This is a genomic window from Amycolatopsis sp. lyj-109, assembly GCF_046548995.1.
In the GTDB taxonomy this organism is placed as follows: domain Bacteria; phylum Actinomycetota; class Actinomycetes; order Mycobacteriales; family Pseudonocardiaceae; genus Amycolatopsis.
This window is the reverse complement of the sequence record NZ_JAJPWR010000004.1, coordinates 409388-435125: the sequence shown is the minus strand read 5'-3', so window position 1 is coordinate 435125 and position 25738 is coordinate 409388. Positions and strand designations below refer to the sequence as shown.

Sequence of the window (25738 nt, the reverse complement as noted above, 5' to 3'; positions counted from 1 at the left end):
GTTCTCCTAGGGTGTTCAGGCGGCGAAGACCTGCGAGTCGTCGGCGAAGGCCTTGAACTCCAGGGCGTTGCCCGCCGGGTCGAGCAGGAACATCGTCCACTGCTCGCCGGTTTGTCCCTCGAACCGGACGTAGGGCTCGATGACGAACTCGGTGTTGGCGGCGCGCAGCCGGTCGGCCAGTTTCTGGAACTCCGGCACGGTGAGGATCAGGCCGAAGTGGGGGACGGGCACGTCGTGTCCGTCGACCGGGTTGTGGATCCGCTGGGGCCGCGCCGGCGCGAGGTGGGTGACGAACTGGTGGCCGCGCAGGTTCCAGTCGATCCACGTCTCGGAGCTGCGGCCCTGGGGCAGGCCGAGCACGTCGCCGTAGAAGGTGCGGGCGGCGGCCAGGTCGTCGACCGGCACGGCGAGGTGGAAGCGGGGGATGGGTGAGTCGAGAACGGTCATGTCCGTGGTGGGCCCTTCCAGTAGGCTGATGCTTGTAGAAATGTTAACATTGCGACAAAGATGCGCAAGAGGTTCGAGTGTGAGGCCCCGCACGGCTGGTGGGCACTGGCGGCGGTCATGCTGAAGGGGGACGTTGCGTGAGGGAGGACGACGATGAGCGAACCGGGCCGGGTGGCACCCGCGCGCCGCAGGGGGCTGGCCGACGAGGTCGCCGACCGGGTCCGGGACGCCATCTTCGGTGGCGCCTACCCACCCGGCGTGCAGCTGCGCGAAGTCGAGCTGTCCGCGGCGCTGGGCGTCAGCCGTGGCCCGGTCCGCGAAGCCCTGCTCCGGTTGGAACGCGAAGGTCTGGTCCGCAGCGAATGGCATCGCGGTGCGACGGTGACGACGCTGTCCGATGAGGACGTCGCCGAGCTCGACAGCCTGCGTTCGGCGCTGGAGCAGCTCGCGGTCGAGTTGGTGGTCGCCACCGCCACGGACGCCGAGCTGGCGGCGATCGAGCAGGTCGTCGAGCGGATGGAGCGGGCCCGGGACGAGCACGAGATGGTGCGCTGCGACATCGACTTCCACGACGCCGTCTACGCCGCGGCCGGACATCGGCGGCTGACCGAGGCGTGGCAGGCCATCCGGTCCCAGGTGTACTTGTTCCTGCTGACCCGTATCGGTGTCGACTCCGAGGGCTACCTCACCTGCGTCCCGGCTGAACACCGGCGCCTGTGCGACGCCCTGCGCGCCCGCGATCGGGACACCGCCCTCGAACTCTTCGCGGCCCACCGCGGTGAAGCCTTCGACATCCTCATCGGACGCCGCGGGCAGCCGGCGAAGCCGTGATCGCGGCTTCGCCGAGGTCGAGGAGCCGGACGGATTTTTCCCGCATTTCGACCTTGCGGACCTTGCCGGTGACGGTCATCGGGAACTCGTCGACGACCAGGACGTACCGCGGGATCTTGTAGTGCGCGAGCTTCCCGGTGGCGAACGCGCGCAGGCTCTCGGCCGTCACCTCGCCGGCGCGATCGCGCACCTTGACCCAGGCGCAGAGCTCTTCGCCGTATTTGACGTCCGGGACGCCGATGACCTGCGCGTCGACGATGTCAGGGTGGGTGTAAAGGAATTCCTCGATCTCGCGGGGGTAGATGTTCTCGCCGCCGCGGATGACCATGTCCTTGATGCGGCCGGTGATGTTCACGTACCCGTCGGCGTCCATCACCGCGAGGTCGCCGGTGTGCATCCACCGGGCCGCGTCGATCACTTCGGCCGTCTTTTCCGGGTCGTTCCAGTAGCCCAGCATCACCGAGTACCCGCGGGTGCACAGCTCGCCCGCCTCGCCGCGGGGCACGGTCAGGCCGGTCGCCGGGTCGACCAGCTTGATCTCCAGGTGCGGGTGCACCCGTCCGACGGTCGAGACGCGCAGTTCGAGCGAGTCGTCCACGCGGGTCTGGGTCGAGACGGGGCTGGTCTCGGTCATGCCGTAGCAGATGGTGACCTGCTCCATGCCCATCCGGGACACGACCTGCTTCATCACCTCGACCGGGCACGGTGACCCGGCCATGATGCCGGTGCGCAGGCTCGTCAGGTCGTAGTCCGCGAAGTCCGGGTGGTTGAGTTCGGCGATGAACATCGTCGGCACTCCGTAGAGCGACGTGCACCGCTCCTGTTGGACCGCTTCGAGCGTCGCCTGGGGGTCGAAGCCCGGTGCCGGGATGACCATCGTGGCGCCGTGGGAGGTGCAGGCCAGGTTGCCCATCACCATGCCGAAGCAGTGGTAGAACGGCACCGGGATGCAGACCCGGTCCTCGGCCGTGTAGCCGCAGAGTTCGCCGACGAAGTAGCCGTTGTTGAGAATGTTGTGGTGCGACAGCGTCGCGCCCTTGGGGAAGCCGGTCGTCCCGGAGGTGTACTGGATGTTGATCGGATCGTCCGGTGACAGCGCGGCCTGCGCCTCCGTCAGCCGGGCCGCGTCCTCGCCGCGGCCGGTGTCCAGGAGGGCGTCCCACGTTTCGGAACCGATCAGCACCACCGAGCGCAGCTGGGGGCAGTTGCCACGGACTTCGCCGATCATCCCGGCGTAGTCGGAGGTCTTGAACTCGCGCGCCGACACCAGTACCGAGATCCCGGCCTGCTTCAGCACGTACTCGAGTTCGCGCGTCCGGTAGCTCGGGTTGATGGTGACCAGGATGGCGCCGATCTTCGCCGTGGCGTACTGCAGCAACGTCCACTCGGCCATGTTCGGCGCCCAGATGCCGACCCGGTCGCCTTTCCCCACACCGGTTTCCAGTAATCCGAGGGCCAGGACGTCGACGTCGGCGCGGAGCTGCGCGTAGGTCCACCGGCGGCCCGTGGGCACCTCGACCAGTGCTTCCCGGTCCGGGCCCGCGGCGACGGTGCGGTCGAAGTCGTCCCCGATGGTGTCGCCGAGCAACGGGACGTCGGAAGTGCCGGAGGCGTAACTGCCGTTCACGCTTGCTCTCCCTACGCCGGGATCACCGGGAGCACGATCCGGGAAGGCCGGGCCGTGTCGTGGGCGATTTCCTGGTGCGCCGGGCGCGACTGTGTTCCCTGGTCGATGGGTTCGCCGGTGTTGAGGTTGCGGTCCCACCGGGGGAAGTTGCTGGAGGTGACTTGCACCCGGATCCGGTGCCCGGCGCGGAACACGTGACTCGTGGACCAGAGGTCGACGACCTGTTCGGTGAACTCGCCCGGCGTCGCCACCGCGCGCACGATGCCGTCGACGATGTTCCGCGAGACACCGCTGGGGTCGACGTCGCAGAGGCGGACGACCCAGTCGGTCGCCGGTGCGTCGGTCGCCGCGGTGAGGTGGGCGCGGACGCGGCCGGTGACCTCGAGATCCTCGGCGAGCGGGTCGGTGGTGTAGACGAGGACGTCGGGCCGTGCTTCGACCTTGGCCTGGTCGAACGGGCCGGGTGGGAACTCGTTCGACATCAGCAGCGCGCCACCGGTGGTCGGCACCGGGTCGGCGGGGTCGTAGGTGAAACTGTCGGTGCCTTCTCCGGCTTCCGGGACGGCGAAGGCGAGCCGGTCACCGGAGCGCAGGAACAGGTCCGTGTCGACGGCCCGGGCAAGGGGCCACTCCTGCTCTTCGCGCCACTGGTTGATCCCCATGACGAACAGCAGGACGGGCGGCAACTCAGGCTGCAAAGGACTGTCCTCCGGCGCGAGCCACTGGCGGAGCCAGCCGAGTTCGAGGTCGGCGAACCGGCCGCGGAAGCCGAGGAGCTCCGTGCTCGCGGCCAGCCCGAAGTTGACGTCGCCCAGGTAGCCCATCTGGCCGGTGTGCGACCACGGGCCCATGACCAGCTTTGCCGGGCGGCCGGCCGCCTGCATGGCTGTGAAGTTGTCGAGGGTGCCCTGGCAGAAGATGTCGTACCAGCCGCCGGTGTGCAGGCTCGGCAGGTCGACCTCCGCCTGCCGGCCGGCGACGCGGCAGGCCGCGCTCCACTCCGGCTCCCGGAGCGATCGTTCGAAGCCGAGCTCGGCGATGCCGTGCCGTTCGAAGAGGGGAAGGTGACCGGTGGGCAGCTCCCAGTACGTGGTGTCCGCGACCGCGTCGGTGTCACCGATCAGGGCCATCAGGGCCTGCCCCTGGGCCATCGGGTCGTCGGCGTGCCGGCGGAGCAGGGTGTCGGCGCCCTGCATGAGCGACCACGCCACCGTAATGCCGAGTTCGACGGCCCCACCGCGGGCGAAGAGCCCGTCGCCGGGCTCGGACCAGGTGATCATCGGCGAGATCGCCTTCAGCTCCGGCGGCTTGGCGAGGGCGGCCATCCACTGGGTGTTGCCGAGGTAGCTGCCCCCGAACATCCCGACGGCCCCGTTCGAACCCGGGAGCGCGGCCGCCCAGCGGACGGTGTCGTAGCCGTCGTCCATCTCGTAGGTCCACGGCTCCCACTCGCCGTCGGAGGCGAAGCGGCCCCTGGTGTCCTGGACGACGACGATGAAGCCGCGCCGGGCCTTGCCGACCGGGTCCATCACGGCGGCGAGCAACGACTGGTTCTTGCCGTAGGGCAGCCGGGTCAGCAGCACGGGCCACGGCCCCTCGGCCGAGGGCCGGTACACGTCGGCCCGCAGCACGACGCCGTCGCGCATGGTGGCCGGCACGTCGTGTTCGATCGTCACGTCAAGCACTGATGGCCTCGTTCCTCGCACCGATGAGAGCGACCGGACCCTGACAGACCCGGCGCCACCCCGGCACACCCGAACGGGTGTAGCGACCCGTGACAGGGACCGGTGGGGGAGTGTTTGATGTGGACATGCGGGCGCACCACCTCGTCGATCTCGAGGAGCAGTACGCGGACCTGCTCGCGACGCTGGACCGTGGCGAGGCGCTGCGGCGCGCCCTGGCGCTGCTCACCGAAGGCTCGGAGGTCGCCTGGACGGCCCGCCCCGACGCGGACGGCGTGCTGACGCTCGACCAGGTCACCGGCGACCGGACAGGCGTGCTCCGCGCCCTCCGGGTGCCGCCCAGCACGGGGTTGACCGGCAAGGTGTTCCAGGCCGGGCGCGCGGAGTGGGTCGACGACTACTTCGGCAGCCAGGAAATCACCCACGACTTCGATCGCCACATGGCAGGAGAAAAGGTGCGGCGCGTGCTGGCCGTCCCGCTGCTGCGCGACGGGGAACCGCTCGGTGTCCTCGCCCTGGGCCCGCGCGAGGACGGGACGTTCGGTGACCGTGACATCGAACGTGCCTCGGCGATCGCGGCCCAGGCCGCGCTTGCGGTCTCGGTCGCCGAACGCGCCCGGCTGAGCCGGGAGATCGCGGTCCACGAGGAACGCCGCCGGATGGCGGCCGACCTGCACGACAGCGTCGGCGCGCTGCTGTTCGCCATCGGCTCCGGCATGGCCGACCTCGCCGAAGCCACCCAGGCCGATCCGGACCTGCGCGTCCGGCTCGACCGGCTCCAGCGGCAGGCCGTCGAGGCGACCACGGCGCTGCGCGAGTCGTTGCGCACGCTGCGCTCCTCGCCCGCCGCGCTCGCGCTCGGTGTCGCCCTGCGCGCCGACTGCGCGGCCTTCGCCGACCGCACCGGCCTGCCCGCCGAACTCGTCATCCTCGACGAAGACCCGCCCGAACTCGCACCGTCCCGAGCGGATGTCCTGCTCACCGCGGTCCGTGAAGCCCTGCTGAACGTCGAAAAGCACGCCCAGGCCAGCGCTGTCACCGTGTCGGTGCAGCGAAACTCGCCTTGGCTCACGATCGCCGTCCACGACGACGGAGTCGGGCTTCGCCCCGATCACACGCCGGGGCTCGGCCTCACCAGCACCGCCGAAGCGCTCGGCCGGCTGGGTGGCTCCGTCCGCGTCGTGTCCGATCCGGACGGTGGCACCAGCTGGCGGGCCCGGTTGCCGTGCTGACCCGCACCCCGACCCGGATCGTGGTTGTGGACGACCACCCGGTCGTCCACGACGGGGTCGCGGCCCAGCTGCAGCGGTACCCGGACATGGTCGTCGTCGGTCACGCCGCCACCGGCGCGGACGCGGTGACCGTCTGCGCCGGGGAACGGCCCGACGTCGTGCTGCTCGATCTACGGCTCCCCGACCTCCTCGCCGCCGACGTCGTGCCCGAAGTGCACCGGGTCAGCCCGGACAGCCGCGTCCTGCTGTTCACGGCGTTCCCCGAACACGCCGCCGTCGCGCCGACGCTGGCCGCCGGTGCCTGCGGCATCCTGGTGAAACACGCGGGCGGCACGGCCCTCCGGGACGCGATCCGCAGCGTCGCGCGCACCGGCACCTTCCATACCGGACCATCCGCCTCATCCACTGCGCCGGTCACCGCCCGCGAATACGACGTCCTGCGCCTCGTCGCCGCCGGGCACACCAACCCCGAGATCGGCACCGAGCTGAACCTGTCGATCAACACCGTCAAGACCTACCTGCGCACCGTGATGCACAAGCTCGCCGCCCGCAACCGAGCCCAGCTCATCGCCAACGCCCGTGGCCAAGGCCTGCTCTGACCGGCGCCTCTTTTCCTCCCGTGGTGCGGCTCCCCGCTGTCCTGAGTGGTACCGCTGGACCTTGCCGGCCAGACCTTCGACAGGGCGTCGACAAGGGCACCGAGCGGGGATAGGCCTGTCTGGAGTTCTTGTCCCACAAGAGGGTTCGAGATCCTGAGTCCGGCTCGCCCGCGCAACGTCGCGCACTGCGGCGGCCGAACGCCGTCACTACCGCCGAGCCAACTGTCGGCCGTGGACTGTCCGAGGTCGCCGGGCGATCTGCACGTCGCCACGGTCGGCAAGGCCATTATCGCGAGGCGCCCGATGAACGGCGACCAACTCGGCAGCGTCGCTCGGTCAGGCGCGCGGCGAGTTCGGTGGTCTGCGCCCGATCCGGCCGCCGGTACGCTCGTCGTCTGCTTGCGCGGTCACCGGCTCGACCTCTACGACAAGTGTGATGGCAGACGGTGTCTTCCGCTGCCTGGAGCGGTGTATCTCCGCTGACCTGCGGGCAATCCGCAAAAGCGTCACAGCGTGTCTCCGACTGGGAGAACGACCGGAGTTGGAGGCGTCCCGGTCCCACCCAGAACCGGGACGCTACCGGAGTGACGCTGCTGGCCGCCGGCAACGCGTTCGGAAGCATCGCAATGCAGTTGCCAACCAACAGCCGCCGACGCGACAACTCTGGCGCGAACGGAGCGGGCGGTAGCGATGCCGTGCGCGTCACGACCGCAACACCGGCGCGACCCTTCGAACAGGTCTAGGGCAGCTGCTGGCCGTTTCCTTCGGCGTCCGCGGCAGCAGGAACGAAAATTTTGGCGAACAGAGGGCGGCCGAGATGCTTTCCCGCAAGATCACCTGAAGCGGCCGAGCTGGCCGTGTCTGATGACATGGGCCGCCTCGCCCCGGCGAGGTGTCGCTGGGGCGAGGCGGTAGCGGTAGCTCACCGCCTTTCGGCGCTGGTCACCACCAGACGTTCAGCGAAGAACCCGCGTTGTCGAACCCGTAGGTCGAAAGGTTGACCCACCCGTCGCCGATCACCCAGAAGTAGCCGCCGCCGTAGCCGGGGTCGCGGTAGAGGTACTGGTAGCCGTGGATCTCCACCGACGAGATCACGTCGTTCCAGTCGCCCGCGCAGCCGAAGATGCCGCAGCCGCGCGCGACCGCGCGAAGGTCGTTGTAGCCGGATCCGGAATTGACCCTGAGCCAGTCTCCCTTCAGTTCGTCCGCGGAGTAGTAGACCGCGTACTGATTCGCCGACGCCGTGGCAGCCCGGTCGTGGTACGCCGCCGTCTGAGCGGTGACGGCCGTCCGGAAGCCCGTTTCCGAGGTGAACGCGAGCAGCACGTCCGAATGCGTCAGATCCAAGACGAAGTAGAGCTCGCGGCCGTCGAACCGGTGGATTTCCTTCGGTTCGTACCGGACTCCGTCCACGATCACGGGCACCTTCGGCTCGGCGTGCACCAGACCCTGTTTCGATGCTCCTTGGTCCTGGGGCGTTGCGTGCGCGGCGCCGGCGAACCCGGTGGCGAGGCACAGCACAGCCGCGGCGGTGACAACAAATCTGGTCATCGATCCTTTTCTCATTTCGACCCCTGTTCGATCCTTGGATGGTCCTTTAAATAATGCCTCGACCGGACCGGTGAAGAAATGGGAAAAACTGCGTAGGTCATCCGGTAGAAATGAGCGCGAACGGCGCCCAGTGGTAGGGGTGGGAAAACGGCAGGGGATCGGGTGACCACGGCCCGAAACCGCGTCCTGTTCCGTCCGGGCCTGGCGTGACGCCGGGGTCGGCCTGGCGCAGGGCCTCGAAGGCGGCCAGCGCCGCGGCCCGGTCGAGCCCGCGCAAGTAGTTCGAAGCGGCTCGCAGCGCCTGTGGCTCGGTATCACCCGCCCGCAGCCGGCGGTGGAATTCGGTCATCAGCAAGGCTGCCGATCGATCGTCCACGGCCCAGAGGGTGACCACGGCCGAACGGGCTCCGGCGGCGAAGAGAGCTCTGCTGAGCCCGAGGAGTTCGTCTCCGCGAAGAACGTTTCCCTCACCGGTGTGGCACGCGCTCATCACGACCAGCCCGTGGCCGAGCCGCTCGCCGACGAGGTCCGCGGTGGTCAAGGCGGCACCGGCGGCCAGCAGGACCGCCGAACCGAGCGGCGAGTCGGTGTCCAGGACGCCGTGCGTCGCGAGGTGGGCGACCGGCGCCCGAGACAGCAGCGGCCTGATCCGGTCCTCCGTCGCGTCCGGCCCCAGCAGCAACTCGGCTCCCGGGTACAACCGCGCGACGCACGTCGCTTCCAGGCGAGCACCCGGCAGGGGATCGAGCGGAACCGGTGGACGGCCCGGCACGAGGTCGATGGCCATGTCCGCCGGGTCACCGACGACCACCACCGGGCCGGCGTCCACGAACGGAGCCGTAGGTGCCTCGAGCGCACTTGCGCTCGGGGTGACCACGATGGGGAATCCGGCACCCAGGACGGAGCCTTCCCACGGCAGTACGGCGAAGGGCAGCCGCATCAGCGCTCCAGCCGGCGCGATGAAGAGGGACGTGCAGTTCCGGATCGCGTCCCGCACCGGTGTCAGCAGCAGGGCCGCCAGCCGGTCGGCCGAGTCGCCGTGGCCGGTGCGGTGCGCCGCTGCTTCGACGATTGTCCGAACGAGTGCCTTGACGTCGTGTTGCCCGCTGAACCGGGACGAGGCGATCATCCCCTCTCGGGTCACCACCCACGAGAACAGGTCGGTTCGGCCCATCGCGAACTGCACGAGTGCGGTATCCACGGGAAGGGTGGCCGCAACCACGTCGAGCGTGCTCACGTCGGCTTGCGGGTTGACCGCGTCCCAGAACCGGGGGTTGCTCAACTGGAGCTCTTCCTCGACCAGACGCAAGGCCTCGATCGCGGCGTCCAGCTGCCGCCGCAGCTGCGCCAGTTCGACGGCGGGCGTTTCGCGCTCACTCGCCCGGACGAGCGCGTCCTGGGCCAGGGCCACAGCCGCACCCGTCGAACGCCAGCGGTCGACGAGGCCTCCGGGCAGCCCGGCGCGTTCTGCTCCGGTCGCCGACATCATCAGATCGAGCAGGGCGCGTGCCCGGCCGCGCTCGACATAGGCGAAAGCGGTCGCGCCGTGGTTGCGAGCGGCATCGTCGTCACCCGCCGACTGGGCATTCTCCCGTAGCCGCACGACGACCCTCGTCGCATCGAGGTATGTCTGCTGGACGTCGCGGCCGGCGAAGAAGGAACGTTTCGACGCATCGCTTCTCAACGTGGCGCGCGTCAGTTCGATTTCGGAAAGCGACTGGTCCAGCGCGGCGGCCGCCGCGGCCAGGTCGTTCTCCTGTTCCAGCAGCCTGCCTTCCGCCGCGAGCGCCTGCCAATGCGGACCGAGACCCGTCCACCACGGCGTACCGGACGTGACCAGCACCTCGTAGTGGTGCCGCGCCCGGATCGTGTTCTCGACGTTGAGCTGGAACGCGAGGCCCTGCCGGTGCAGCATCCGGACTTCTGCCGGGTCACTCGTCATCACCTTCGCTTCGACATAGCGTTCGAAGGCATCCGAGGCGCCCGCCTTGTCCCCTTCGTAAGCGAGCACGAGCGCTTCGTCGATACCGCGCTCCTCGACGGCTGTCGCCTCCAGAACCGCCCGGGCCTCCGCGAAAAGGAACGCGGCGCGTTCGGTGTCGCCGTCGTCCGCCGCGTCGCGAGCGCGGTACAGGAGGGTCGCCACGGTCCGGCCGGGCAGGTTGGTGAGTTCGAGCAGCTGGGTGGCGAACACCTTGCCGAGGTCCGAGAGTGTCGGAAGGATCGCGCGCAGCGGATCGAGCGTCTCGTGGATCACCCAGCTCGCTCGATCCATTCCTTCTACGTCCATGATCTCGCTCGCCATGTTGTACATGCGTCCGGCCAGGAACGCGCGTCCGACTCGCCGCCCGTCGAACGGGTCGGCAGGTTCGGCAAGAGGAGTCGGGTCGGCGGCCAGCGCATCCAGCAGAGCTACCCGCGCCGCGGTGAAGTCGCCCACCGATACGGCGCTCTGCGCGACGTCGGCGAGCGTCCGGGCGCGCAGCCAGGGTTCGTCAATGGCCGCCCAGATCCGCTCGGCCAGCCGGAACGTGGCTCGCGCGCGTTCCGGCTGGGGCACTCCCGCCCAGTGCCGGCCCACGCGGACGCAGAGGAGGCCGAGGCCGAATGCGGCAGCGTGGCCCGCTGTGCCCAGCCCCACGGCTTTCACGACGTCGGCCGCGCCGAGGTCGGCCGGGAAACGGTCGCCCGCGATCGCGGCCAACGCCCGGTGAACGGCCGCGACGGCAGCGTCCATGGGGCGTCCGGCGGCTTCGAACTCCAGCCGGGCCAGTTCGGCGAACTCGATCGCCTCGCTCGGCTCACCGGCGATCACAGCCAGATAGCCCCTCCGCAGCGCGACGGCGGCCCGTCCCGCTTGGTCGTTCGCGTCGGCGTAACAACGGGCTGCTTCGGCGTAGGCCGCTTCGGCGCCGGCAGGGTCCGCACCCGAGCCGGTGAATTCCGCGGCCTCCACTTCGTCCGGCAAGGCGTTGTCGGCTGTGTCGGCTGTATGCGCCAGGACGCAGTTCCAGGACACCGGCGAAGTCAATGGGGCGGCGAGCCGGTCACCCGCGACGAGCGCCGCCGCTCCGCGGCCGGCCACGTCACCGGCGGCCGTCAGACGCTGGTCCGCGGACCGGAGGAACTCCTCCACGAGGGAGGACTCGCCGGCGCGCACCGCCAGGTCGGCGGCCAGCAGGTCCAAGTGCCCGAGGAGATCCGGCCGGGCGGCCAGTGCCGTACGGGCCTGGTCGATGGCGTCGAGCCCGTCCCGGAACGCGTCCGCCACCAGCGCGGGCTCGGTGGCCCGCAGATCCGGCGAAAGTACCGACCGGATGTTGCGCAGGTCGGTGAGCAAGGGGCACAGGATCCAGTCCGGCACCTCGATCGGGGGTTCGATCTCCGCCGCCGGTGGCCGTTCGAGCAGCTTCGTCCCGAGTTGCGCCATCGGCCGGTTGGTCTCGTCCGGCAGTGTCAGCCAGACGCCGTCCCAGGCGAGGCTCCGCCAGACGGCTCCGGTGGTTCCGCGCGCGGCCGTCCGGTCGAGCTCCCCGAGCGCCGCCGCGTAATCGCCCACCGCGCAGGAAGCGCGTACTGCGGTCGTCTCCGCGGTTCCCGCCGACGCCAGGTGCGCCAACAGTCCGCCAGGCAGGGTTTCCATGTCCTTCTCCTCAGATGACGGGGTCGACGCGGTAGGCGAACGAGAAGTCCCCGATGCGTACCGCTCCCGTCGCGGGGTGCCTGCCGGTACCGAACCCTCCGGCCGGCACCAGGGTGGTGCGCAACAGGCCGGTGGTTGTCCCGCTCGTGGCGGTGAGGGCGTCGTGGGCGGCATCGACGATCGAGGCCGTGGCGTCGATCGCCGCCACCGGCGCCGCGGCGCTCGACTGAGCGGGGACCATCGCGGCTAGCCGCGCCGCGTTCTCCCGGAACTCCTCCGGAGTGAAGCGGTCCACCAGCAGGTCGTCGAGGTCCGCACCGTCCGCCTGGTCGGCGGAAATCCACCAGGCGAGGTCTAGGTAGTCCCGCACCGGGCCTTCGTAAATGACAGCGTCGCCCAGCTCCAACGGCACGTTCTCCGGTACGCCGGAGAAGCGCAGCGTCCGGAACCGGTACACCGGCAAGCCGTCGTCGCCAGCGGTGATCGCCAGCCCGTCGACCCGGATGCCGGCGTCAGCGGGGAAGCGCGTGGCGTGGATGATCAGTTCGGCTGGGCCGACGGCCACCGTGACGGGTGGACCGGACGCGTCCGGAGCGAAAATCCGGACCGAGGTCAGCGGTCGTTCGTCGACGAGGAACCGCGCGGCTTCGACGCGTGGTGCGGGAAGCGGACTCAGCAGGTAGTCGAACTGACAGGTCGCGTACGCGCCCGCCGATCCGCGCGGAACCGGCCCGAACCCCCGCGAACCGCCGATCGAAGCCTGCGCGAGCGCGCGTTGCAGAGGCGACCCCGAGTCTTTGAGCCGCTCGATCACCGGCGTGACCTTCGCTGCGACCGCCGGGTCGCGAGCTCCGGCCTGCGCGAGGCTGGACAGGTCCTCGGCGGAGGCCGTCACCAGGAAGAGCAGCGACTCCGGCCGCGGCAGGCCCTTCGGCACTCCGTCGGGCCAGCCGATCGGAATGCCTTCCAGCTCACCGCTGTCGAGGGTGCCCAGCACTTCTTCTTCGCCGGGCTTGAGCCGGAGGCCCGACGGATTGGCGTCGTCGATCAAGATCACCGCGCCGTCCACCGCCAAGCTGAACTCGAAGAAGAACAGGTCGCGACTGCTGTCGTTCCGCAACCGCACATACGCGTTGTCCCCGGCGAACACCAGGCCGCCGGATCCGGGCATCGGCTCGGGTTTTCCGGCCCGCACTTTCCCCCATTCCACCGTGAACGCCTCGTGCAGCGCGAAAGCCGGCCCCGGGGTGAAGTCGCGCAGAGCGGCCGCCTTCGCCAGCAGAGCGGCGTTGGCCACGACCCGCCCGATGCCGTTCGGGTCCGCGCTCTTGGGCTCGGTCAGCGGTCCGGCGTCGTCCCGCAGCGCGAGTTCCGTACCCACCTCGACTTCGGCCAGAGGGGTGGCTTCGTCCAGGTCTTCCCGGGACACCGCACGTAGAGTCGGCCGCGCCGAGACTTCGGTGCGCAGCCCGTCGGCCACCGGGCCGGTGCCGGTGACGAGCACCGGCCAACGCGGCGCCGAAGTGCTCAGCAGCCGGGCTCCCGCGTTGAGCGGAATCCGGGAATGGCCGTTCCGGAAGGCGAGCGCGGCTTCGAGGCCGCCCCCACTGACCCGGTCGACGGTGGCGATCGCGAAGACTGCGGTGTCGATGACCTCGGTGGTCCCGGCCGGCAGGATCGCGAACGTGTCGTCGACGCCGGCTCCGGTCAGCCGTGCGCCGGGAAGGAGTACGCGGCCGGGGCCGGTCGGCGTCACCGGCAGGTCACCCGCGGGATCGGCGGTCGCGGTGTCGAACAGCAGTCGTCGTGACTCACCTTCGGCGTCCGGTCGCTGGTTGCCGAGGTAGCGCACCCTGGCCCGGATGCGGTTGACGACCATTGCCCACGTCACCGGGGTGTCACCGGCTTCCCCCAGCGCGACGGCGAGCGACTCGGTGAGCAGGCCGGTCGGTACGCCGTCCCGGTTGACGTACTCGTAGGCGAACTGCCACGGCGCGCAGGCCACCAGCCTCACCGCGGACCGGTTGCTGACCGGATCGGGCAGGTCGGTGCGCAATCCCGCCGCACGCATCCGCTCGATGTGGGCGGCGATGTTCAGGTAAGCCGGATTGAGCAGCGCCTTCGGCCGCATCTTCCGGTCACGGGACATGTGCGCGGCGTGGCAGCAGTCGAGGATCACCGTGCAGTTGCCGGTCTTCAACGTCAACCTGGCCAGGAGAACCCGCAACTCCAGCGCGGTGATCCCGCGGAAGTCGAGCGGCGTCGACTCGTCGCAGTCGAACGGAACGATGTACTGCAGGTCCGGATCGGGGCCCGAGCCGTCCTCGACCGCCGGCTCGAGGCCCCCGTGGCCGCTGTAGAACACCGTCGCCCGGTCGCCGGCTTCCGTCTCGGCGATCAGGCGTTCGTACTCATCGAGGATCCCCGCCCGGGTCGCCGCCTTGTCCTCGCAGCGGCGAACCTGAAATCCCCGCCTGTCCAGCAGCAGCGACATGGTTTCCACGTCGTTGCCCACTCCCAGCAATTGCCCGGCCTGGACGCCGATGAGCAGTGCTCGACTCTTCAAGATTCTCTCCGTACTGGTCGGGGCGGCTTCGATGCCGGCCGCTAAGGGGTCGTCGGGGGTCCGAATACGGATTTGTCCCCATGACTGGGGCCGCCCACGGCGCGAGGCTTCTTTCCATGAATGAACTGCATTGCGCGCAGGTCGCGGCGATCTTCGGCGGGCCGGTGACCGACGAGACGCTCTGTCTCCTCCAGGTCGCCAGCCACGGCGACCTGGAGCTCGCCCGCGCCTTGGTCGCCGCCGGGCTCGCACTCGGTGAACTTTCCCGCCACGACGGTCGGTGGCGCTGGGATCCGGCAGCCGGCCCGGCGACCCGGCTGCGCGAGATCGTCGAAACCCGGGCGGAGGTTCTGCTCGACGCCCAGCTGGACGCGCTGGAACGGCTGACCCGCCCACTGACCGGGCCGGCCGCCGCAGTGGCGCGAATCCGGTTCTGCCGACGGGCCGGCCTGCGGCTGACCCCGCGTGAACAGGACGTTCTCAACCTGCTCTGCGAGGGGCTGACCGCAGCCGCCATGGCCCGGCGGCTGGGCGTGTCGCCGCGCACCGTGACCAAGCACCAGGAGCGGCTGTACCGCAAACTGGGTACCTCGGACCGGCTCGGCACGGTGCTCCGGGCCCAGCGTCTCGGCATCGCGGCGACGCCGTCGTGAGTACCGGACGATCAGGAGAACTCGTGCGGCTTGGGCCCGGCACCGGTGTCGAACGCCACCCCCTCAATGGTCCTCGGATTCAGGTACAGGTCCATGACCCGCTTGTTTTTATCCAGCACGGGAACTTTGACCAGACCGCCGTCCTGTGTGTTCAGCGCATCGACGATGGCGGCGATCGCCTCGGCACCGTCCACCGCCTCGTCCAGGTCCAGCTGGTAGTCGAAGTGGTTTCCGATGATGCGGAAGAGTCGTTTGTCCATGATTCACTTCTCCTTGTCGTTCCTGGTCAGGTCGAGATTGAGCCGATGGGCCACTGCGGCGGCCTCGGTCCGATTGGTCACGCCCAGCTTCATCAGGATTCTCGTGACGTGCACACTGGCTGTTTTCTCCGAGATGAACAGCGTTTTCGCGATCCGCCGGTTCGTGTCTCCCGTGCAGAGGTGCCGGAGCACCTCTCGTTCCCGCGCTGTCAGCCCGAACGGATCGGCGGGTGTGGCCGGGCGGGCGGCCGACGCCTGCGGGTCGGCCAGGTCGAGGCGCGCGTGCCTCGCCAGGGCCTCGATCTCCCGGCGCAGCGGTTCCGCACCGAGCTGAGCAGCGGAGCGGTGGGCACTGCGGGCGGCTCGGGTCGCCACCGCCGTCTGATGGGCGAGAACAGCGGCCTCCGCCTCGCGCCACCGTGTGTAGGCCGCGGGATGAGGTCGGTCGAGGGCGTCCCAGTTCCGGCCGGCCTCCGCCCACCGCTCCGGAGTTGTGGAACCGTCGAACCTGGTTCGTTCGGCCGCCAGCGTCAAGCGCAACGCCTCGGCTTCGGGAAGAACGTGGTTGTCGCCCGGTTCCAGGAGCGCATCCGCTCGCGCGCACAGGTCATCCACGGCGGAGGCGAACAGTGCGTGCTCTCCACCGGAGCGCCCCGGCAGGGCGGACACCCGTGCCCAGTCGTCCGCCTCGACCCTCATCCCGAGCGCGTACATCCGCAGCAGCACCACGATGTCTTCGGTGTGCTCGAGCTCGACCAGGCCGGCCTTCACCGCGGACCGCGCCACGTCGTATTGGTGCTGCCAGAGCGCCCGTTCGGCTTCACAGACGTACCAGGCCCCGACGAAAGCGGGTTCCGCACTGTCCTTCCCCGCCTCACGCACCGTCGTCAACAACCGGCCGGCCTCGTCGAACTCGCCGCGAGCCACGGCTATCTCCGCGAGGGTGAGCCGGGGGTAGAGACTTTCCCTGACCGGCCGCTCCAGCAGCACCTCGGCGATGATCGCTGCCGCTTCCTCCCAGCGACCGAGGAGGACGAGCGCGACACTGGCGTTGTTCGCGAGCACTCCGCCACACCTCGCGAGTTCCAGGCCGAACCGGCGGGCGTGGGCGAGTCCCTCAAGCGCGACGGAAACCGACTCCTCCAACCGGCAGGCGCTCTCCAGCGCCAGCACCAGGTTCCCGTAGGCGCGGTAGAGATCTTCGAGGTGATCGGTGGATTCGGCGATTCGCAGGGCCTCCCGGAGCGCCTCGATACCCGGCGTGGTCCGGCCGAGCATCGTCTGCGCCACGCCGAGGATGTTCAGCGCCCGGCCTTCCTCGGCCTTGGCCCCGATCGCCTGCGCCATGTCCACCGCGGCACCGGCCAGGCGGAACCCGGACTCGTAGCTCCCGGCGCGGACGTCCGCGATGGCACGCCCGGCTAGCACCCGCACCACGACCGCCGACGGCTTTTCGGCCGACAGGATCCGATGGGCTTCGGCGTACGCTCGCTTCGACCCCACGCTGTCACCGGCCTCCCACCGGTAACTTCCCAGGCGTTCCAGGAGTGCGCCCCGCCGTGTGCTCGGCGCCTGCGCCAACGCCCGCTCGATGAGTTCGATCGCACGATCAACGTGCCCGGCCCACCTGGCCGCCTCCGCCGCCACGGCGAGCAACTGGTCGTGAGTGAGCGGTGTTTCGACGTCGGTGTCCGCCAGCCGCGGCCAGACTTCGAGCGCCCGGCCGTACTGGCGTTCCGCCTCGGGGAAGGCGCGCACCCGCAGGGCGGTCGCGCCGGCCAGGACGGCGGCCGGAAGTGCTTTTTCGAAGGCCCTGGCTTCGAACCAGTGGTAGGAGAGTTCCGCCGCGACCGTCAGGTCCTCCGCGTAGCTGAGCCGGGTGTCGGAGGTGAGCGCGGCGGCCATGGACGCATGGAGGGCCAGCCGTTCACCGGGCAGCAGTTCCTGGTGCACGGCCTCACGGAAGAGCGCGTGCCGGAAGACGTACGTGTCGTTCACCGGGTCGACGGTCAGGACGTGCCGAGACACGCACTCGCGGAGAGCGGCCAGCAGCCGCCGCTCGTCGAGATCGCACACGGTCGCCAGAAGCCGGTGGCTCACCCGGCGACCGGCTGTCGCGGCCACTCGCATCACTTCGTGGGCGTCGTCTCCCAGGAGCTCGAACCGGGCCAGGACGAGTTCCCGCAGCGAACCGGGCAGCACCTGCGCGGTGTCGCGGCCTTCCGCGCGCCGGAAGATCCCCGCGGCTACCAGCTCTTCCGCGAAGAAGGCATTTCCGTCCGAAAGTGCGAAGAAGTCGTCCACCAGCCCGCGGTTCACGTCGGTTTTCAGTGCTGCGGCAAGGAACTTCCTCAGCTCAGCCGGTGTGAAGGGGGCCAATTCCAGTCGTTCGATCCGGTGAGACTGCCCGAGTTCGGTCATGGCCAGTTTCAGTGCCTGGTGCGGCTCGGGGTCGCTGGACCGGTAGCTGCACACGAGCAGCGTTCGCTCGTCCGTCTGTACGCGTGCCAGGTACGCCACGAGGTCCAGGGTGGAGGAATCGGCCCAGTGCAGGTCTTCCAGCACCAGCACCACGGCGCGATCGCTGCCGAGCAGGTCGAGCAGCCGGAGGACGGCGCCGAACACCCGGAGTTGGGAATCGCGTTCCACGGCCGGTCCTGCGTCTTCGGCGGTGAAGTCCGCGACCAGGTGTGCCAGGTCCGCGTATGCGCCGGCCGCACGCTCCCGTATCCACTCCGCGCCCACTTCCCGGACAAGCCGCCGCAGAGCGTCGATGAGCGGCGCGTAAGGGATCTCGCCGGCGCCGAGCGGGACGCACCAGCCCGTCAAGACCCGGGCGCCGGAAGTTCGCGCGCGATCGGCGAATTCACTCAGCAGCTTGCTCTTGCCGACGCCCGCTTCGCCCAGGACGGCCACCGCCCGCGGCCGGCCCGCCGCGGCGCTCACCAGGAGGCGATCCAGCAGGGCGGACTCCGCTTCTCGCCCGACGAAGCCCGGTTGCTCTGCACCGAGCCGATCGGCCAGGTCCGCCATCGCGATCTCGCCTCCTCGAGAGCACCGGGCGGCGACAGGGCGCGTTCGGCCAACGGGGAAGGGCGTCGGCGTCGGCGGTCGTGCCGACGTTGGCCTGCCCGACGGAGAAAGCCCGGTTCTGCGGCGCGAACGTCGCGCTGGACAAGTCGCGTCGCACATCCGATCGTTACTTGATCGCACACCAATCACCCGATCAGCCGTCCTGGACGCAGCGATTCGATCAAAACTGCTCGATACGTTCTGACTTTGCCGCTTCCCGAGTCGCTGGTAAATACGCAGAAGTACGACCAGTGACAGATTTATCGATACGAAGAACTCCCCATTGTTCCGGTTTGCTTCTCGGTTGACGCTGAAAGCGTCGGCTTCCCGTGCGGGACGGCCGATCCCGACGCACGAGGAGGACATCATGGGAACCGTAGCCGTCATCCTGGGACTGGCCGGAGTTCTGTTGCTGCTGGCCGGACTGATCGGTGGAGGGTTTTCCTTCTCCGGCTCGGTCATCCCGGTGGTGAGCGGCGCAGCACGAATCCCCTGCTTCTTCATCGGCGGGCTCCTGATCGCCGTTTCGATCCTGATGGCCGTGGTCGAATTCACCGGTCCCGTCGAATCGGCGGCCTCCGTCGCGGAGCCCTCGCCGGTATCGGCGTCGACGTCGGTAGAGCCGTGGGTCGGCTACGTCGTGACGCCGGTGGATGTGCACCAGGGGCCTGCGCTGGATTCGGCGACCATCGGCCGGCTCGAAACCGGAGCTCCGGTGGAAATCCTGTGCACCGTGCAGGGCGACACCGTGACGCGGACGGCTGATGGTGTGACAAGCAGCCTGTGGGACGGGATCAGCGGCGGATACGTGCCGGACGTGGCGATCGACACGGGCACGGACCAACCCACAATGGGCCCCTGCTGACCGCGGGTCGACTTGACCACCGTGCTCGCCGATCTCAGCCACAGGGGTTGACGGTGGTTCCAGCCGGCAAGTACCGGATCCGTTCCTCGTCCGTCAGTGTGCGCTGGGCCAGCCCGCAAGCACGACTGACCCACGCCTGCTGACTGAAGGGCCAGTCGACGACTGCGCTGCCGTTGGCGGCGGTCAGCGTTCCGCCGTCGGCTGAGGCGGCCAGTGACCACACATAGCCGTCGCCGAACTGCAGTGGATGTCCGATTTGGAGACCGCTCTCGATGTCCCACAAGCGGAGCGTGCCGTCCTGGCTGCCGGACGCCAGTGTCTTTCCGTCAGGGGTGTAGGCCAGCGCGAGGACCATGTCCGTGTGGCCGTGCAGAATGCTTTTCGTCGAACCGCCGGCCAGAGCCCAAACCCGGACGGTCGTGTCGTCGCTGCCACTGACGAGAAACTGGCCGTCGGGGCTGAACGCGAGACTCGTGATCGGCAGAGTGTGGCCGCTGAGCGTCCGGACGTCGTGGAAGCCGTCGCCTGTTTCAGCCACAGAAATCGTGGGGGGCCCGGAAACGCCGTCGCCGGAGGCCACGGCGATCGTGCTTCCGCCCGCATTCATCGCCAGCGCCGTCACCGGAGCGTGCGTAGCGGGGAAGGTCACTCCGCCCCGGCCGGGAAAGACCACCTGACCATCGCTGAACGCCGCGACGAGAATTCCCGGAGCGGCCCAGAGGCCGCTGACGCTGGTGCCCGGGCGATCGAGAAGTGAGTGCACCGCGCCCGTGACCGGATCGAGCTCCTCCACGGACCCTTGGTCGGTACCGACGGCGATCGTTCCGCTGGTTTCCCAGGCAAGGTGGGCCACCGAGACGCCGAACGCGTGGGCCTCGGTCGTGGCGCTCCCTCGGGTCACCCGGACGACGCCGTCCGCGCCGCCTGACGCGATCGCGCCCTCGGGGCTCCTCACGACCGTCTGGATCGGCCCGGGTGCCTCGGCTCGGAGGGCGGCGGCGGGGGATCGCCGTTCGTTGAGGTCCCAGGAAATCACCCGGCCGTTCTGATCCGCTCCGACCAGGAAGTCGCCGCGGGCGGCGAGCGCTACGACGGGTGGGGCGAGCCCGTACCGGACGGGGTCGATGGCCAGTGGGCCGGGTGCGAGACGCCACGCGGTGACGGCCCCGGTGGCGGTTCCGACGTACACGGTCCCGTCGGCGGGGTTCGACGTCATGGCGGTGCCGCCCGGAGCGTCGGTCCACACCGGCGGCTGCGTGGTGCGGAGGTCCCAGACGCCGATCCGGTTTCCGTCCACCGTCACCAGCCGGGTACCGCCGACGATGTCCAACCGAGTGCTCGTGCTCGGGGTCACGGTTCCAGGGTCGGCGAGGGCCGGCAGTTCGACTCCGTCGCCGAGGTTCCAGCGCTTGACCGCCCCGTCCGTGGTGACGGCGAAGACTTGGCCGGTTTCGTCGGCGACGGCGAGGGCGACGACGCCGGAACTGTTTGAGAGGGCGGGTAATGCTGTGCCTCGATCGGTCAGCGGCCAGCGTTCGGCGGCGCCGAAGCGAGTAGCCGCGAGCAGCTGGTCGTGGGTCGGGTCGAGTGCGACGTCGACGACGGTGGAGTCGGCCATCACGGAGCGGATCGGCGTTGCGTTGCCCTGCCGGTGCAGGGTCACCAGGCCGGTGGCGTCGGCGGCCGCGATAAGGCCGGCGGCGGTGGTGATGGCAGTGATGTTCGAACGGTGGCCGTCGAGGCAGGGGCTGGTTTGCCGGCCGTCGGCGGGGGACAGCACGCACACTTCGCCGTCGTTGGTGCCCACGATCGCGGATCCGTTCTCGGTGAACCGGGAACTCACGGTCGTCGCGTGGCGTCCGCCCGGCAGGAGGTAGGCGAGTGGGCCGCTGCGCGCCGTGACGACGTCCTGGACGGCTGCCCGGGTGACTGCGTTGTCGTCGGTTTGTGCTCCGGCGACGGCCAGCACGGCACCCAAATCCCGTTCTTGCGGACTGACCGAACGCGATTGGGCGGCGAGCGATACGGCATCCGCGACGGTCTTTCCGTGGTTGATCTGCTGCTGCTGGCCGACGAGCACGAACGTGAGGGTGATCGCGGCGGTCAGCCCGGCGGCGAGGAGTCCGAGCAGACGCGACCGCCACCGCTGCCCGTGCTCGAGCCGCCGGCTCACAGCGAGAAAGCGGCTTTCCTTGTCGTTGACCGTGAGATCGCCGGCGCGGCGCGCGACGTCGACGGCAGCGAGCCGGGCACCGCGAAGCAGGTAGCCTGCGTCATTGCCGTGCCGATCCCACGCGGCCGCGCCGGTGCTGAGGTCGTCCTGGGCGCGCTTGGCGTCTCGATCTTCGGTCAGCCAGGTCTGCAGTCGGGTCCACGCGCGCAAAACGGCTTCGTGGGTGATGTCCACGATCGGCACGCGGGTCGAGGGGTCTTCACCGGTGGTGAGGATTCGCGCGTTGGCCAACCGGTCGACGACCTCGTGGACGGTGGTTTCGTTGTCCGCATCGGTGACCAGGTCCTCAAGCCGGGCTTGGCGTCGCACGGCGATGGCGTTGTCGCCGAGGTGGGACAGCCGGAGCATGACTCGCCGAGCCGTCGCCCGGTAGCCGTCGCCCAGTCGCTCCCAGACCCGTTCGGCGGCTCGGTCGATGGCACCTTCGAGGGCGCCGGCTTTCGCGTATTCGGCGAGTGTCAGCCAGCCGTTGTGCCGACGCCGCCACGTTTGTTCGAGCGCGTAGGACAGCAGCGGCAGCGCGTTGTCGGCGGCTCGGGTGTCGGCCAGCATCTGTTCGATCAGTGCGGGCTCTACTCGCAATCCGACCTGCTGGGCCGGATTTTCGATCACGTCGCGTATTGCCTGCGGTCCCATCGGCAGCACGCGGTGCTGCGCATCCGCGACCGCAGCGGCGAGCGCCGGTTCCTGATCGAGGTGCTGGTAGAAGTCCGACCGGAGGGCCAGGACGACCTTGCTCCCGGGTGCCGAGCGCATCCTGGCGATCGCGGTGAGGAAGGCGGCCCGGGAATCGGCGTCCACGGCCGGGTCGAACACCTCTTCCAGCTGGTCGATGACCCAGATCGCGGGTTCGCTGACGATGGTGGTGAATCCGGAGGGGTTCGCCCGGAGCGCAGCAGCGGTGACTTCGGTCGGTTCTGTGCCGGTGATCTCGGCTACGGCGGTTGCCAGGTGCTCGACCGGCTGGCTACCCGGGCGGACCGGCACGACCCGCCACGCCTTCGAGCCCGAGATCTTTCCCTGGGCGAGCGCGGGAAGCACGCCGGCGGACAGCAGCGACGACTTGCCGCTGCCCGAGGATCCGACCACTGCGACGAGCGACGCTTTGCGCAGCAGGGCAAGCACGGCGTCGACATCGGCGTCGCGGCCGTGGAAGTATGCGGCTGACCGGGTGTCGAAGGCTTCGAGCCCGGGATACGGGCAGACATCGGAGGACCGGCCGGGCCGAGCGGCCAGGTCGCCGAAGGGCGGACCGTCGTCGGCCAGGACGTGGACCGGGCCGTGGATGGTGAGGTCACGGCCCGCCACCAGCGCGCCGGTCATTTCGAGGTCGCCGTGCTGGACGACCGGCCCGGTGTTTTCGACCGACGCCAGCCTGGCCTCCTCGTCGTCTCCCCGCTTCATCTCTTGACGGTGTAGTGGCGGCTGGCACCTATGACGGGGTCGACGTCGATGACCTGATTCACGTGCACGCTGACATTGATGTCGCAGTCGCCTTGGGCGGTCAGGGTTATCTCGACGTTGACGATGATGTCCCGGCCACCGGTTCCCCCGACACGCATGCTATTGGGCGGGGAGCACGCTCCGGTGGCTTGCGTCGACATTTCCACCTGCGGGATGTCGTGGATGGCCGTGAGGCGCACCTGGATGGTTGCCTTCGGGTTGGCTGCCGAGTAGGTCAGGTATTCGGCCGAACCGAGCACGCCGTAGGTGATCACCATTTTGTTCACCGCCCAGGTGCCCGTGACCGGCGCCGCCGGCGCGAAGGCGGCGTTCCCGGCCTGGGTGGCCGTCACCTGGCAGCTGATCGGCACCCCTTGGGAACCGTAGGTGGTGCCCACGGGATCGGACACCCGGCAGGACCCGCCGCGCCCGCCGTTCTCGAACTGGTAGGTGACGGGCAGGCCCGACGTCGCGCACGCGTGCATGGTCACCTGCGTGTCCGGCCATTGGTGGGCGCCGGGCGAGGGAAAGACTATCCGCTGCTGCGCCCGGCCGTCCGGCGCGCGTCCGGTCGGCGGCGCGCCACATGCGTTCGCCGGCGTTCCGGGGCCGGCGGGCTTGCTGGTCTGGCCGGGACCTGAACCGGGCCTGGACGACTGGTTCGATGCCGGTCCGCTGGTCGGTGTGCTGCCGGGGTGCCCCGGCACGGGCGATCCCGGCGTCAGTGAGGAATCGCCCGCTTCCGCGGTGGCTCCCACCGAAGGATCCGTCGGCGCGGCGCTGACGGAGAGACCGGGAAGCGATGGTCCGTCCGGGGGCTTGGCGGCGGGCTTGTGCCCGCAAGAGGTCAGTGCGACGAGGACGACGAGCGCGGCGCCGGCTCGTCCGAATACTTTCGCGGCGGCCATGTCATGAGCCTGGTAGAGGTTCGTTCGTGCCGACGATGACGTCCCGGCCGGCTACGTGATGGGTGCCCTTGATGGACACGTTCCCGCCCACGGCGACGGCTCCGGCATCCCGTACCTGAATGGTCCCGTACCCCGCGGTTTTCACTTCATCGGCCAGCTTCGCCAGTGCTTCGACAAAATCGGGGTCGGCCGACATGAAATCGTCGAGATGATCTTCTACGGCGCCTTGTCGGCGCTCGTTTTCCGGCTGTTCGGCGAGTCGCGCCAGAGCACCGGACGCCTGCTCGTCACCGGAGAACCGGCTGCGGACCTTTTCCCACAGGGCTCGCAGCCCCCGGGTGACTCCGTCGTCTATAGCGTCGCTCGCGACACCGGCGAGATGTTTGCCGTAGCTCACCAAAAGCGAAGTGATCGCAGCAGCGGTTACCATGTCCATGCCCACCCCTCCTAGACCCTCGGGCACATGCCGGACAACGTTCAGAGTACTCACATCAATGAGAAACAGAAAGCGGATTGATGATCTCCTCTTAACTGGGCAACTTTTGACCGAAGTCGTGAATTTTTTTCGATTTGGAGGGGCTTGAGCTTGCCGTAAAGGGCGACTGGTGACCGCGCAGGCAGGCGACGAGCTTACGGATTGCGATGTGGCGATGGATCAGTTGGACCGGGTGCATGAGCGGATCGCTGCCGGGTTCGCGTGGTCGGAGCTCCTGCGCCCGGGCGCAGGAGCTGTTGCGCTGGGCGGCCTGTCGTTGTGCGTTGACGTCGGATCCACACAGGACCACACGTGTTCCGCGTCATCGTGGCAGCCCGCCCGCCGCTGGCCTTGCTTTGGCTGTCGAACTGCTCAACCGGGCTTGCGCCGTCGCCGCGCGCAGGTCGAGACCGATAAGATCACCACGATGCCCGAACGAGACGTCGTCTCGGAGGAGGTAGAACCGACGGCGGAGCAGCGGATGTGGCGGACTACGTCCGTTAGCCGGATCCTCCGCACCTGGAAGGCCACCGGCGGCCTGGGACACGTTCGCCTGCACGCTCGTGTTCCTCGGCGCCCTTGCGCTCATGGTCGCCGCGGGATGGGGCTGACCTGAGTGTGGGTCGCCGGTGGGCTGCTCACCCTCGCCCGGCTCGCTGCCTTCCGGACCCGCTCCGCGGGCAGCGCGTGGCTACGGGTCGGCGCGTAATTGGATAGGGCCGTGCGTCCGCGCCAGGTCTACGGTTCGACGAGGCTATGTGCGGTAAACCTCGGTGAGAAGCTCGAGCACGGTGCGGGTGGCCGGGTGGGGGTCGTCGCGCCACCAGGTCAGTCGTACGGCGATCGGTTCGGCGTCGCGGACCGGCCGGTAAATGATGCCGGGCCTGGGATATTGGTCAACGACGGACTGCGCGGTGACCCCCACGCAGCGGCCGGTGGCGATGACCGTGAGCCAGTCGTCGATGTCGCGGCTCTCCTGTTCCACGGGGCGCGCGTTCGCGGGCCACAAATCCGCGGTCGTCGTTCCGGTGCGCCGGTCGACGAGCAGGACGCGGCTGCTGAGATCGGCCAGACGCACCGAGCGGCGCCGCCCCAGGGGGTCGGAGGCGGCCATCGCGCACCAGCGTGGTTCCAGACCCACGATGGCGCCCTCGAAGCGGCGGTCGTCCAGGGGCCTGCGGATGACCGCGAGGTCCGCGGTGCCCTCGGCCAGGCCGGCGCTCGGGGAGTTGATGCGAAGCAGGTGCAGTTGCGTTTTCGGGTGCGATTCCCGCCACCGGTGTTGAAAGGCGAGTGTGCGTCGGCCGAGTGCCGACCAGGAGTGGCCGATGCGCAGTTCGACGTGGCCCGATGTCGCTACCTGGACCAGGTTGTCGACCTCGGTCAGCACGCGCCGGGCGTGCGCCACGACGCGGAGTCCGATCGCGGTCGGCGAGGTTTCGCGGGACGTACGTCGCAGCAGCCGTACGCCGAGGCGCTTCTCGAGCGCCGAAAGTGTGCGTGAGACCGCAGCCTGTGAGACACCCAGAGCGATCGCGGCGTCGGTGAACGTACCTTCGTCCACGATCGCGACGAGGCAGCGCAACTGACGCACTTCGACATCCATAACCAAATCGTATAGCCGGCGGGCTCCATGCATTTTGCGCACGGT

The 25738-nt window shown here is 69.3% G+C and carries 18 protein-coding genes; 6 read left to right on the top strand and 12 right to left on the bottom strand.

Features of this window, described 5'->3' with window-relative positions; translation table 11 throughout:
* Nucleotides 1–15: 15 nt before the first annotated feature.
* Nucleotides 16–447: a VOC family protein gene (locus ACLJQF_RS11825; RefSeq protein ID WP_410608308.1), complete on the bottom strand. Its 432-nt coding sequence runs from the start codon at nt 445–447 to the stop codon at nt 16–18.
* A gap of 153 nt (nt 448–600) precedes the next feature.
* Between ACLJQF_RS11825 and ACLJQF_RS11820 the strand changes: the two genes are divergently transcribed.
* Nucleotides 601–1278: a GntR family transcriptional regulator gene (locus ACLJQF_RS11820; RefSeq protein WP_410608307.1), complete on the top strand. Its 678-nt coding sequence runs from the start codon at nt 601–603 to the stop codon at nt 1276–1278.
* On the opposite strand, the gene ACLJQF_RS11815 is transcribed toward ACLJQF_RS11820, so the two are convergent.
* Nucleotides 1244–2905 (bottom strand): AMP-binding protein, encoded by a 1662-nt coding sequence (locus tag ACLJQF_RS11815; RefSeq protein WP_410608306.1) that lies wholly within the window; start codon nt 2903–2905, stop codon nt 1244–1246. The two genes, ACLJQF_RS11820 and ACLJQF_RS11815, sit on opposite strands and share 35 nt — an antisense overlap.
* 11 nt (nt 2906–2916) lie before the next feature.
* Nucleotides 2917–4581: a CocE/NonD family hydrolase gene (locus tag ACLJQF_RS11810; protein ID WP_410608305.1), complete on the bottom strand. Its 1665-nt coding sequence runs from the start codon at nt 4579–4581 to the stop codon at nt 2917–2919.
* A 134-nt stretch (nt 4582–4715) separates the two neighbouring features.
* Between ACLJQF_RS11810 and ACLJQF_RS11805 the strand changes: the two genes are divergently transcribed.
* From ACLJQF_RS11805 to ACLJQF_RS11795, 3 genes are all read left to right on the top strand, one after another.
* Entirely contained in the window at nt 4716–5819 is a 1104-nt protein-coding gene (locus ACLJQF_RS11805; RefSeq protein ID WP_410608304.1) for a GAF domain-containing sensor histidine kinase, read from the top strand.
* Nucleotides 5813–6418 carry a response regulator gene (locus ACLJQF_RS11800; protein WP_410608303.1) on the top strand — a complete coding sequence of 202 codons (606 nt, stop codon included), beginning with the start codon at nt 5813–5815 and terminating at the stop codon, nt 6416–6418. The genes ACLJQF_RS11805 and ACLJQF_RS11800 overlap by 7 nt, the downstream gene beginning before the upstream one ends.
* A gap of 584 nt (nt 6419–7002) precedes the next feature.
* Nucleotides 7003–7161, top strand: coding sequence for a hypothetical protein (locus ACLJQF_RS11795; protein ID WP_410608302.1), 159 nt, complete (start codon nt 7003–7005; stop codon nt 7159–7161).
* Nucleotides 7162–7360: 199 nt separating this feature from the next.
* Here the strand turns inward: ACLJQF_RS11795 and ACLJQF_RS11790 are convergent, their stop codons facing one another.
* The 3 genes from ACLJQF_RS11790 to ACLJQF_RS11780 form a co-directional block, all read right to left on the bottom strand.
* Nucleotides 7361–7969: a hypothetical protein gene (locus tag ACLJQF_RS11790; RefSeq protein WP_410608301.1), complete on the bottom strand. Its 609-nt coding sequence runs from the start codon at nt 7967–7969 to the stop codon at nt 7361–7363.
* A 97-nt stretch (nt 7970–8066) separates the two neighbouring features.
* Nucleotides 8067–11612 carry a CHAT domain-containing protein gene (locus tag ACLJQF_RS11785; RefSeq protein WP_410608300.1) on the bottom strand — a complete coding sequence of 1182 codons (3546 nt, stop codon included), beginning with the start codon at nt 11610–11612 and terminating at the stop codon, nt 8067–8069.
* A 10-nt stretch (nt 11613–11622) separates the two neighbouring features.
* Nucleotides 11623–14178 carry a caspase family protein gene (locus tag ACLJQF_RS11780; protein ID WP_410608299.1) on the bottom strand — a complete coding sequence of 852 codons (2556 nt, stop codon included), beginning with the start codon at nt 14176–14178 and terminating at the stop codon, nt 11623–11625.
* A 116-nt stretch (nt 14179–14294) separates the two neighbouring features.
* Between ACLJQF_RS11780 and ACLJQF_RS11775 the strand changes: the two genes are divergently transcribed.
* Nucleotides 14295–14831, top strand: coding sequence for a response regulator transcription factor (locus ACLJQF_RS11775; protein WP_410608298.1), 537 nt, complete (start codon nt 14295–14297; stop codon nt 14829–14831).
* An 11-nt stretch (nt 14832–14842) separates the two neighbouring features.
* On the opposite strand, the gene ACLJQF_RS11770 is transcribed toward ACLJQF_RS11775, so the two are convergent.
* Together ACLJQF_RS11770 and ACLJQF_RS11765 are read right to left on the bottom strand one after the other, a co-directional pair.
* Complete coding sequence (locus tag ACLJQF_RS11770) at nt 14843–15091, bottom strand: hypothetical protein (RefSeq protein WP_410608297.1); 249 nt, start codon at nt 15089–15091, stop codon at nt 14843–14845.
* Between the two features lie 3 nt (nt 15092–15094).
* Nucleotides 15095–18529 carry a helix-turn-helix transcriptional regulator gene (locus ACLJQF_RS11765; protein ID WP_410608296.1) on the bottom strand — a complete coding sequence of 1145 codons (3435 nt, stop codon included), beginning with the start codon at nt 18527–18529 and terminating at the stop codon, nt 15095–15097.
* Nucleotide 18530: 1 nt separating this feature from the next.
* Between ACLJQF_RS11765 and ACLJQF_RS11760 the strand changes: the two genes are divergently transcribed.
* The gene (locus ACLJQF_RS11760; RefSeq protein WP_410608295.1) at nt 18531–19028 is read left to right on the top strand and encodes a hypothetical protein; all 498 of its coding nucleotides are present in this window, start codon (nt 18531–18533) and stop codon (nt 19026–19028) included.
* 34 nt (nt 19029–19062) lie between these two features.
* On the opposite strand, the gene ACLJQF_RS11755 is transcribed toward ACLJQF_RS11760, so the two are convergent.
* From ACLJQF_RS11755 to ACLJQF_RS11740, 4 genes are all read right to left on the bottom strand, one after another.
* Nucleotides 19063–22665: a hypothetical protein gene (locus tag ACLJQF_RS11755; RefSeq protein ID WP_410608294.1), complete on the bottom strand. Its 3603-nt coding sequence runs from the start codon at nt 22663–22665 to the stop codon at nt 19063–19065.
* A complete protein-coding gene (locus ACLJQF_RS11750) occupies nt 22662–23612 on the bottom strand; it encodes a hypothetical protein (RefSeq protein ID WP_410608293.1) in 951 nt (316 codons plus the stop codon). The genes ACLJQF_RS11755 and ACLJQF_RS11750 overlap by 4 nt, the downstream gene beginning before the upstream one ends.
* A gap of 1 nt (nt 23613) precedes the next feature.
* On the bottom strand, nt 23614–24048 hold the full coding sequence (locus ACLJQF_RS11745) for a hypothetical protein (protein ID WP_410608292.1): 435 nt from the start codon (nt 24046–24048) through the stop codon (nt 23614–23616).
* A gap of 793 nt (nt 24049–24841) precedes the next feature.
* Nucleotides 24842–25693, bottom strand: coding sequence for a LysR family transcriptional regulator (locus ACLJQF_RS11740; RefSeq protein WP_410608291.1), 852 nt, complete (start codon nt 25691–25693; stop codon nt 24842–24844).
* Nucleotides 25694–25738 lie beyond the last annotated feature (45 nt).